The sequence below is a fragment of the Streptomyces sp. NPDC026522 genome (assembly GCF_055567555.1).
Map to the genome: position 1 here is coordinate 1 of NZ_JBVHQF010000024.1, position 9,309 is coordinate 9,309.

Consider the following 9,309-nt stretch of genomic DNA (forward strand, 5'->3'; position numbering starts at 1 on the left):
CCTCAACAAGCCCCAGCCGAACAGCGCCTACCCAACAACCACCACACTGACATCACGCTGCCGAACCAACACCAACAAAAACCCACAGATCATCAGCATGGCTTCGAGCGGGGTCCGACCGGCCAGGCCCGCAGGGTGGTGCTCGGTGTTCCACCATCGTGTCCAGTCCATGACCTCGGCGGTGAACTCGGCGAAGGTCAGTGCCAGCGGCTAGTCGGGGTCGCGTTTCTTCTTGGCGGACCGGGGCTCGGGAGTGGGTGTGTAGCCGGGCAGGACCGCGAAGAGCATGTGGTCCGCGCACCGGTTGAGGTTCTCCACCGTGCCCTTCAGATGGGGCTGTAGGCAGGCAGGTCCTCGCACTTGGTCTTCAGATCGGTGAAGGCGCCCAGGACCGTCTTCGACAGGAAGTCCCGGCCGCGGTCGACCCGTACATGCTCAGGGATGCCGCCTGCCGGCCCGTACGGGCCGGTGCGCAGCACCGCAGTGCGCAGGGCCGCCAGGATCGACGCCCTCGACGGATGACCGGGAGTGACCGCAGTGCCCATGATGGTCTTCGTCGCGACGTCGATGAACCACGTCACCCACGGGCGCACCAGCTCCCCATCCGCGTCGACCACAAGCGGCGCCTGGACATGGTCAGCCTCCCACGTGTGGTTCCGCCACTCCGTCGGGCGACGCCCGAACACATCATGGGCCCGGGCCGCCTCCGGACCCCGGGCCAGACCCGCACGCTCGCCCGCAGTCAGGTCACGGCGCACCGCGCGCAGGAACGTCGACAACGACGGCACCGGATCCAGCAAAGGCACCGCATCCAGCGGTGCCCCAGCCGGAACCGCGAAGGCCGGCTCACCGGCCGCCGCACAGGCGCGGGCCACGAGCTGCCGGTGGACCGCCGAGGCGTTGCCCCGCCAGTACGCGAGGAGCACCCGCACCTCCGACGTCACCTCGAACCGATCCACCGACCGGGCACCCGGAACAGCCCCTGCGCCGGGACCGGCTTCGGCCTGCGCGAGCCACCGCCACACCGTCCGCTCCGACACCCCCAACCACTCCCCCGCAAGACGCACATGCCCCCGCGACAACCGACCCCGGGCCCGCAGCCCCAACAACCGCTGCACCGCAGGACCACGCAACGCCGCGAGCGCCTGCCCCTTGAGCTCGGGTACCGGTTCCCGCCCGCCCAGCAGTACCGACTCTCCCGCCCCCGATGAACTGCTCAAGAAACCGCTCCCTACCGCCCGGCCTTGGTCCCCCTCTTCCGATCCCGCGCCACCGGCCGCTACAGGTAGAGGCCCAGCCGCGCGCAGACCTGCTCTATCAGCGCACGGCCCACCCCTATGTCCCGGCCCCGCTTGGACAAGGCGTAGACGTGGGAGGTGATCTCCGCCCAGGTCCGGAAGTTACCCCGCCCCACCGTGGCATCCGCCCACGCCAGATCAGCCTGATCGACGCCCTCCCACACGTCATGGAACATCACCAGCGTCTCCCCGAGCCGCTCCTGGTCCAGCCCCGGGACCTGGTGCCAGGTAAGCACCCGCGACCGCAACGCCGGCGCCCGAGCAATCACCCGCTCCGCGCCCGCCCCGCACAACAGCAGCGCCGCCGCCGTACCCGGCTCGTCCCCCAGCAGCCGCAGGTAATCCAGCAACGGCGGCGACAGCCGTTGTGCGTCATCGAGGAACAGCACTCCAGGACGGCGCAGCGCCTCCCCAAGGCCCGGTCCGCCGGCTGCGCACGATGAGACAGAGAACCCGACGCCAGCCCCAACGCCTCCAGCAACGACGCCCGCATCTGCGGCAGACCCGGCTTCACCCCCACCACCGCCCGCCACACCGGCACCGGTCAGGCAGCAGATGCAGCGCCTGCTGCACCGCCACCGTCTTCCCCACCCCCGGCTCCCCGAACACACACCCAATCCCCCGCGCCGCCACCGTGTGCCCCACTGCTTCCACCACAGCAGCCACCCCGGCCGTCGACACCACCCGCGCCCCCGGCACAAACAACCGCACCCCACCCCTCGACGACGCCATGTCCTCCTCGCCGTCCGTCGCGGGCACCGGCGAGGACGCCGGTCCCGCATCCACCACCGGCAGCCCCTCACCCGCCCGCTCCAGCTTCAACTCGGCCAGCACCCGGACATAGCGGCCCACCTCAACCCGATACCTGGACACCCGAACCACCTCCAATACCCGGCCAGCACGCAGATCCCGCTGCACCACACGGTGCAAAGTCCCCAGCGACGGCACCTCCACGGACAAGGGCAACCCGCCATCCGTAAGCCGCCGATGCAAAGCCGCGACGTTCCCGCCTACCACCGCCAGAACCTGCCACTGTTCATCGTCCAGCGTGAACCTGCCATGCCGCCCCCCGGGCTCAAACCGCCCCTCCCGCGCATCGGACAACCACCGCCACACCGCCCTGACCGACACCCCCGCGGCTTCAGCCATCACCCGCACACGCAACGACGACACCGACCCAGACCCTTAGTCCACCGCCAACAACCGACGCACCACCACACCCCGCGCCAACCGCAACTCCTCACCCCTACCCGCCAGCACACCCGGCGACCACGGCAACGAACACTGGAATGGGCAAACCCACGACAACCATCCACCGCCGTGCTAACCACCACATAGCAGCAGCCTGATCACCCGGTGGCAGCCAAAATCACCAGCCCGACACGACCAACGCCAAGAAAACCCCCAACTACACAAAGCCCTCAACACGACAAGCCCCCGCACACCCCCTGCCACCCAACCACCGCCACCACCCCACCCACTCACACTCGTACTGCTCGCCGCCATCACCCTGCCCGCCGGCCGCTGGTACGTCCAGTCACTGGCCGAGGATCTCGCCGCGACCGGCTGCAAGGTGGAGAACACGGTGCCAGGATGCGGCATCCAAGTCCGCGGCTTCCTCTCCCGCAGCCTCTACGTCAACAAGATGTTCAACTAGATGGGGCTCGGAATGGGTGTACTGCCTCTGGTCCTCAGCGCGTTCGTCGCGGGCCCGCCGGTCGGGCGCGAGGTGGAATCGGGCACCTACCGACTCCAGTGGACCCAGTCCGTCAGTCCGGCCCGCTGGCTCGCCGCCAAGCTGGCAGTGCCGGTCGCCGGCGTGCTCCTCGTCATGGCCGCGTTCGTGCTCCTGGCCGCCTGGATCCGGCGGGAAACGCTGGACACCTGGTACCCGCTTGAGTGGAACGCCTTCCCCGTCTACCTGGTGATCGGGCCGGTGTCGGTGAGTTATACCCTCCTCGGCATCGCGGTCGGCGCCATCGGACGGACGGTTCCCGCCATGGCAGCGGCCGTCAGCGCGGCCGGGCTCGTCACGGCGGCCCTCGTCATGGTCCGCCCCTGGCTCTGGCCCACCCTCGACGGGCCCGCGCGCGGGGGCGAGGGGGACATTTCCGGTCCGGTCGACTTCATCGGAACCCGCTATCACGCCGAGTCCCACTTCTGGCCGCTGCAACTGGTCGAGAGCGCGCTCGTGCTGACCCTCGCCGCCGCCGCTGTTGGCGCGACCTTCGCGCTCCCGCGCCACCGGCACCGCTGACCGGCCCAGCCTGGCCACGGCAAGAGGACACGGGCACCCGAGCTGCCCGCATGTGCTGAACATCGGCGTGTCCTGGCTCCGCTGGGCATGGCCGCGGTTGGCTACGGCGTTGTTGCGATCTGGGTGAGGGTCGCCGGGTCGGGTGCGTCCGGGGGGAGATGAATTTCGGTGCGGCGCCTGATGCCGAAGCGGCCGTAGCCGTCACCTCGGTCGACATTCATCCCACGGCCCACGACCGAACGCAGTAACCGGCCGCCAGTACGAAGACTGGCGGCCGGTTACTTTTCTCGACCGGCTCCCGCGAGCCCGTCTTTAGTGCGGGTCCTCGACGAGGAACTCGATCATCTCGATCACGTACTCACCGAGTGCGAAGGCCGTACTGATCTCCTGGTACTCCGTCCAGACTGCCGGAGGGACCGGAGTCGAGCCGGCAACATACAGCCGTAGGAGCAGCCGGAACGCCAGCTCGGCCGAGAGTGTCCGGGCGCAGACGGAGAGCACGTCCCGCAGCTCCGCGGTGAGCGGGGCCGCCGCGACGGCCCGCAGTACTCGGTCCCGCAGCTCCGGAACCTCCCACGCCGGGTCGCTCGCGACGCGGGCACTTCCGTGCGCGCGCTGCCAGTCACGGCTGACCGCAAGGAAACGCCGGAGCAGGTCCCGCCCGCTCTCATCCGGTCCGAACACGTAGTTCTCGGCCGTCGCCGCTTCCCAGAGCCGCTCGATCTGCCCGTCGCCCAGCTCGGAGCCGATCAGCAGCGACACGTCACTCTCCAGGGCCGCAGCCCCCTCAGCCGATCCGATGGACTCCAGCGCCACGTCCTCGGGCGCGCCGGTGTAACGCCAGTCCTGGTGGAAGGCGCCCGCCAGGACGGTGAGGCCGAAATCGAAGTCGGTGAATCTCTCGCGTGACATGCCCATCCTAGATCGGGTAGATCGTGCGGATGTACCATCCGCCCTTGGCCTTGGAGTCACGGGCCAGCTGAATGAAGTACTGCGCCCCCGTCTCGAACTCGTCGACCACGTCCCCGTTGGCCTTGTACATCTTGCCAAGTGAGTCCTTACCGAAGGTGCCCTTGAATTCGAGGGTGCTGGTGGTCTTGGTCCTCATCCATGTACTGATCTTCTTCGCGTACTGGGTGGTGGCGGCGTTGGCCACCTCCTGCGCCAATTCCTTGCTGTGGAAGACGCTGTTCTTACCCTTGTCCTTCGCCAGCTGTTTGGCACTGTCGACCGTGATGCCTGCGTGGTCCCGGAAGGTGTGTGCCAAGTCCGGCCAGTACTTATGGGCCAGCGTCAGACACGACAGGTTGTGCACCAAGACCGGGGTCGTGTCAGCCAGCACGTAATAGGAATGGAACTGGTTGACCGTCAGGTTGTAGGCAGCCTGCACGGTCTTCCAGCGGTCCACCTTGCCGATCACCGCGGACCGGCCATCCGGCGTGCGCAAAGCGTCCCCGGTATTCAGCTCACCGGCCGGGGTCCACTTCTGGGTTTTCTCGGTCCAGAAGAGGTGGTGGTCCGTGACGGTCAGTGAACCGCCACCGCTCGCGGCATCAAGGCTGATGCCGGTGAAGTCGCGGTCGTCCGGGGTGTAGATCGTGTTCAGGACTTTGCGCGGCCCGGCGATGCCCGACTCGGGGTCGGCGGCCAAGACCATGTCACCGATGCGGACGTCTTCGATTGCGCGGCTGGAGCCGTCGGCCATCAGGACCGGGGTGCCTGCGGGGAAGCTGTCGCCGACCGGGTTGCACGGCAGCAGCTTGGCGTACTTGTTGGCGTCGATGGCGCCCTCTAGACCCCTCCAACCCCACTTGAGCACCTTGCCTGCTTTACCCTGCGGGATCACGCCGACCGCGGCCATCGCGCAGCCGCCCCAGCTGGGCTCCTTGATGCATTTCTTGATGTCATTGAGTCCGGTGAGCTCCCACACGATGTCACGCAGCGTGGGGTCGATCCCCGGCATCTCCAGGACCGCATCACCCGGAGCGTTCAGACAGGCGATCCAGGCGAACTCCTCACGGGTGGGATGCGGGATGCAGCGTCGTTTCTTCTTGTTCTTCTCTTCCTCGGCCTTGCGCTTGCGTTCTTCCTCGGCCTGACGGCGGGCCTCCGCCGCTTCGGCCTCGCGCAGCTTCTTGACGTCGTTCCAGGCGGCGCTGGCCAGATCGGCCGCTTCGGTGGCACTCTTGCCGGCGTTCAAGGCCGACTGGTGTGCTTTGGCTGCGGATTCGTCGGCCCAAGCAGCAGTGTCCCGGGCGTACTGCGCCGAAAACTCGGCCTGCTCGGCGGACTCCTCGGCCGAGTCGGCGTCTTGGTCGGCCTGGGCCGCCGCGGCCCGAGCGGTGGCTGCGGATTTCGCGGCCCGACCGGCGCTGGCCTGCGCCGCGTTGGCAGCGTTCGCGGCATCGGTGGCGTACTTGATGGCTGTAGTCGCCGACGTCACGGCTTCCTTCGCTGCCGCACCGGCCTCTGCGGAGGCTTGGTTGGCTCGCGCCGCTGCCTCGGCGGCTTTCCACCGGTTCTCCATGGCTTTTGCCGCGATGCCCGAACCTTCTGCAATCAGCCGCTCCAGTTGGTTGACGTGGTTCGCTGCGAGCTGGTCCTTGCGATCGGCCATGTACTGGCCGACCTGGACGAAATCGCGTAGTTGGTCGGCCGGGCCGGCCAGCGCGATCTTCGCCGCGGCCTGTACCTCTGGTCCACCGGAGGTGACCAGTTTCGAGGCGGTGACCTCGTCGTCGGACAGCCGCGCACCGTACTGGCCGACCGCGATGAAGGTGGCCAGCGCCTTGCCGGAGCCAGTGGCGAGCGCCGCCTTGGAGGCGTCCTTCACGCTCGGCCCGCCGGCGTTGTTGATCTGTGATACCTGGACGGCCAGATCATCAGCGCCGACAACATACTGGCCGGTCGTGAAAAAGCCCGCGACCTGCTCCGGAGCGCCCTTGAGCACCTCTACGGCCGCACTACGGACGGCCGGGGAGGGACTCTGCGTGCTCAGCTGGACGACTCGGTCACGTATCTCCTCGACCCCGGCCCGCTTATAGCCGGTCTTCAAGTACCGGATGACATCCTGGTCGGTACCCGAAAGCGCAGTGGCCGCTGCCTCCTGGCTCCATGCATCGCGCAGCTTCAATGCCTTCATGGCCAGCTGGCGGCCCTGGGCTGCGAGGGCCTTTACATCAGCGCCCGGCTTTGCCGCCTCAGTAGCGAGGGTGTCCGCTGTGGCGTCCAAGGCCACCGCGTCGACCTGCTGGGAGGCAGAGGCGGCGATGGCCTGCTCCGCCTGCGTCTTGCGAGACCTGGCTCGTTCGATGGCAGCGTCGGTCCGGGTTGCCAGGTCAGTGGCCTCGGTCTCCCGGGCGAGCGCGAAGACGTCATTCGCCGTCTTGACCGCCTTCGCAGCAGCCTCGGCGGCGGTCTTCGCCGCTTCCGCGTGCCGCTTGGCCGCCGCGGCGGCCGTGGCTGATTCACCGGCGTGCTTGACGGCCTCCTCGGCCGCGATGGCCGCGTTCTCCGCGTGCGTCGCGGCGGACTGGGCCGCGTCACGTGCCGCGTAGGCCGCGGTCGCGGAGCGCTGCGCGAGGGTGGTGGCAGTGCCGGCTGCGCGGTTGGCGGCGTTGGCGTGGCGGCGGGCGTCGGCGGCGGCGTCGCGTGCCTCCGCGGAGGAGTTGCCCGCGGCGTCAGCGTAGTTGTTGGCCCGCTCGGCCGCGTCGGCGGCGGCGTTGGCATTGGCACCGGCGCTACGAGAGGCGTCGGCGGCCCTTCCGGCGGCAGCAGAGGCCAGGCCCGCCTGGTTGGCGGCGGCGGATGACTCACGGGCGAGACCGGCGGCGGAACGTGCCGCGGCAGCGGCGTTCTTGGCTTGCTCGACGTTACCAGCGTCGTTGCCCGCAGCGATCGCAGCGTTGTACGCGTCATTGGCCGCGTTGGCGGCGGCTGCGGCGGCGCTCGCCGTCTGAGCCGCAGCCAAGGCCGCGATACGCGCCGCTCGGTTGGCGGCGTTGGCTGAATTGATCGCCTGCTGAGCAGCAGCGGCGGCAGCACGGGCCGCGTCAGCGGCCTGCTTGGCCTTCACCGCGGCTCGGTTGGCGTCGTTCTTCGCAGCCTGCGTCTCCTTCGCTGCCTTGTCCGCCGCTTCCCTGGCCTTCTGGGACGCCTCCACTGCCTGCGCCGAGGCCTCCTCGGCGGACTTTGTCGCGTCCTCGGCTTGCGTACCCGCCGCCTTCGCCTGCTCGACCAACTGAGCGATGGTGGCGTGTTCCTGGTCGCGGTTACGGGCGACGAACTGCCCTATCTCCAAGAACTCGGTGATGTCGTCGGGAGTCCCGCGCAGCGCGACCTTAGCCGCCGCCTTCACGTTGGGGCCACCTGTCGTCACCAGCTTCGAAACGGCGACTTCATCGTCCGTCTCGCGGGCCGTGTTCCGGCCGGAGACGAGGAACTCCTCACGGTCCTCGGGGGTACCCTTGAGCGCCGCCTTGCCCGCCTCCTTCACCCCGGGGCCGCCGAGATTGATGACCCGGGAAATCTCCACCTGGCGGTCGGTGTCGAGCGGTTCCTGCCAGCCGTTCTGCAGAAACAGCTTGAGATTCTGCGGAGTGCCGGTTAGCGCCTTCTTGGTCGCCTCGCGGACCCCCGGGCCGCCGGTAGCGAACATGCGGCTGGCCGCGACATAGTTGTCGTCGTACTCGATGTCCGGACCGTCTTCGAGAAACTTTTTGACGTCCGCGTCGGACCCGAGGAGCGCACGCTCCGCAGCTTCCTTGATGCCCGCGCCGCCGGTCTGCCAGTAGGCAACGGCCTGGGTCCGGTCCGACAGGGTGGGCGCCGCACTCGGATCGCTGTCGTCACCTGCGTAGGCGGGCGACGATCCCAGCAGCCCAACCATCAGCGCGGCCGGCAGAAGCAGCCCGCAGGTGCGGTGCGAGAAAGACTTACCTCCCCGCGCTCGCCGTCGACTCCCGGAACGTGGGGTTGGGATGAATGAATTGGGCCATGTCATGCTGACCAGTCCTCACTCATGGGACGGGACGAGCACGGGCCGAATGGAGAGCGGCCAGTGTGTTGGCGATTCTCGGTGTACAGCGGATCCATACGGCTGAGAGATCCCTTGATTTGCTCCTCCGGTGCGAGAAATGCCGTCCCAGCAACCAGGGTTTCGGCTCGGTCACTATTGCAAGGGCCGGTGGACCGGGCGCAGTTGCCGGACACGCCCATACGGTCTCCAGCCCCGGAGGCCGTGGCAGGTGCCACTCCGAGGAGCCGGATGAGCGAAGATGCTGCTGCTCGGGTGCCGAGGTCTCCGGACGTGCCATGACGAGCCCGCCGCCCGGCCTTGAGGCGCGCTGCCCCGGTGAAAGTCGTTCGCCGTTTCATCCGGCTGGTTCCCCCTCTTTCAATGTGATGATTCACACGCTCACACTCACCGTGGTTGGGTCATGTCCAGCTCAGGTCGCGTGGCCTGGGTGAGTTCTGGGTGGCTCTTTCTCGGAAGGGAACTCCTCATTCCGGCCCTATCCGGCCACCGTGAACGGGTAAGGCTCCCGCCTTCCAGGGCTTGGAGCACAGGTTGATCTTACATATGCTTTACTTTCAGTAAACCTACGGGCGCCGCTCTGTGTCGGCCCCGTCTTGGACCAGGGGGAAGAACACATATGGCAATCACCCATGCCCGCAAGGCATTTGTCGCCGGACTGGTGGGCGCGACCGCAGCCCTCGTCGCGGTGACCACGCTCGGCGTTGCCCACGCCGGCC

The 9,309-nt window shown here is 68.1% G+C and carries 7 protein-coding genes; 2 read left to right on the top strand and 5 right to left on the bottom strand.

Annotated elements, in window-relative coordinates; translation table 11 throughout:
• Window positions 1–214: hypothetical protein (locus ACZ4M3_RS35240; protein WP_467739708.1), on the top strand; the 214-nt coding region annotated here is incomplete at its 5' end.
• A 112-nt stretch (window positions 215–326) separates the two neighbouring features.
• Here the strand turns inward: ACZ4M3_RS35240 and ACZ4M3_RS35245 are convergent.
• The 3 genes from ACZ4M3_RS35245 to ACZ4M3_RS35255 all read right to left on the bottom strand — a co-directional run bounded on the left by ACZ4M3_RS35245 (window position 327) and on the right by ACZ4M3_RS35255 (window position 2,471).
• Window positions 327–1,220: a hypothetical protein gene (locus ACZ4M3_RS35245; RefSeq protein WP_467739710.1), complete on the bottom strand. Its 894-nt coding sequence runs from the start codon at window positions 1,218–1,220 to the stop codon at window positions 327–329.
• A 59-nt stretch (window positions 1,221–1,279) separates the two neighbouring features.
• Window positions 1,280–1,687, bottom strand: coding sequence for a TniB family NTP-binding protein (locus ACZ4M3_RS35250; RefSeq protein WP_467739712.1), 408 nt, complete (start codon window positions 1,685–1,687; stop codon window positions 1,280–1,282).
• Between the two features lie 121 nt (window positions 1,688–1,808).
• A complete protein-coding gene (locus ACZ4M3_RS35255) occupies window positions 1,809–2,471 on the bottom strand; it encodes a hypothetical protein (RefSeq protein WP_467739714.1) in 663 nt (220 codons plus the stop codon).
• A 496-nt stretch (window positions 2,472–2,967) separates the two neighbouring features.
• Here ACZ4M3_RS35255 and ACZ4M3_RS35260 point away from each other — a divergent pair, with 496 nt between their 5' ends.
• Complete coding sequence (locus tag ACZ4M3_RS35260; RefSeq protein WP_467739716.1) at window positions 2,968–3,555, top strand: hypothetical protein; 588 nt, start codon at window positions 2,968–2,970, stop codon at window positions 3,553–3,555.
• 312 nt (window positions 3,556–3,867) lie between these two features.
• Here ACZ4M3_RS35260 and ACZ4M3_RS35265 read toward each other — a convergent pair whose 3' ends face one another.
• Complete coding sequence (locus tag ACZ4M3_RS35265) at window positions 3,868–4,467, bottom strand: hypothetical protein (RefSeq protein WP_467739718.1); 600 nt, start codon at window positions 4,465–4,467, stop codon at window positions 3,868–3,870.
• 7 nt (window positions 4,468–4,474) lie between these two features.
• Window positions 4,475–8,557: a polymorphic toxin-type HINT domain-containing protein gene (locus tag ACZ4M3_RS35270; protein WP_467739720.1), complete on the bottom strand. Its 4,083-nt coding sequence runs from the start codon at window positions 8,555–8,557 to the stop codon at window positions 4,475–4,477.
• Between the last annotated feature and the right edge of the window lie 752 nt (window positions 8,558–9,309).

What these genes read in the sequence shown, in the direction of transcription:
- ACZ4M3_RS35260 (WP_467739716.1), top strand. Translation starts at nt 2,968, where the DNA reads ATGGGTGTACTGCCTCTGGTCCTCAGCGCGTTCGTCGCGGGCCCGCCG.
- ACZ4M3_RS35265 (WP_467739718.1), bottom strand. Translation starts at nt 4,467, where the DNA reads ATGTCACGCGAGAGATTCACCGACTTCGATTTCGGCCTCACCGTCCTG.
- ACZ4M3_RS35270 (WP_467739720.1), bottom strand. Translation starts at nt 8,557, where the DNA reads ATGACATGGCCCAATTCATTCATCCCAACCCCACGTTCCGGGAGTCGA.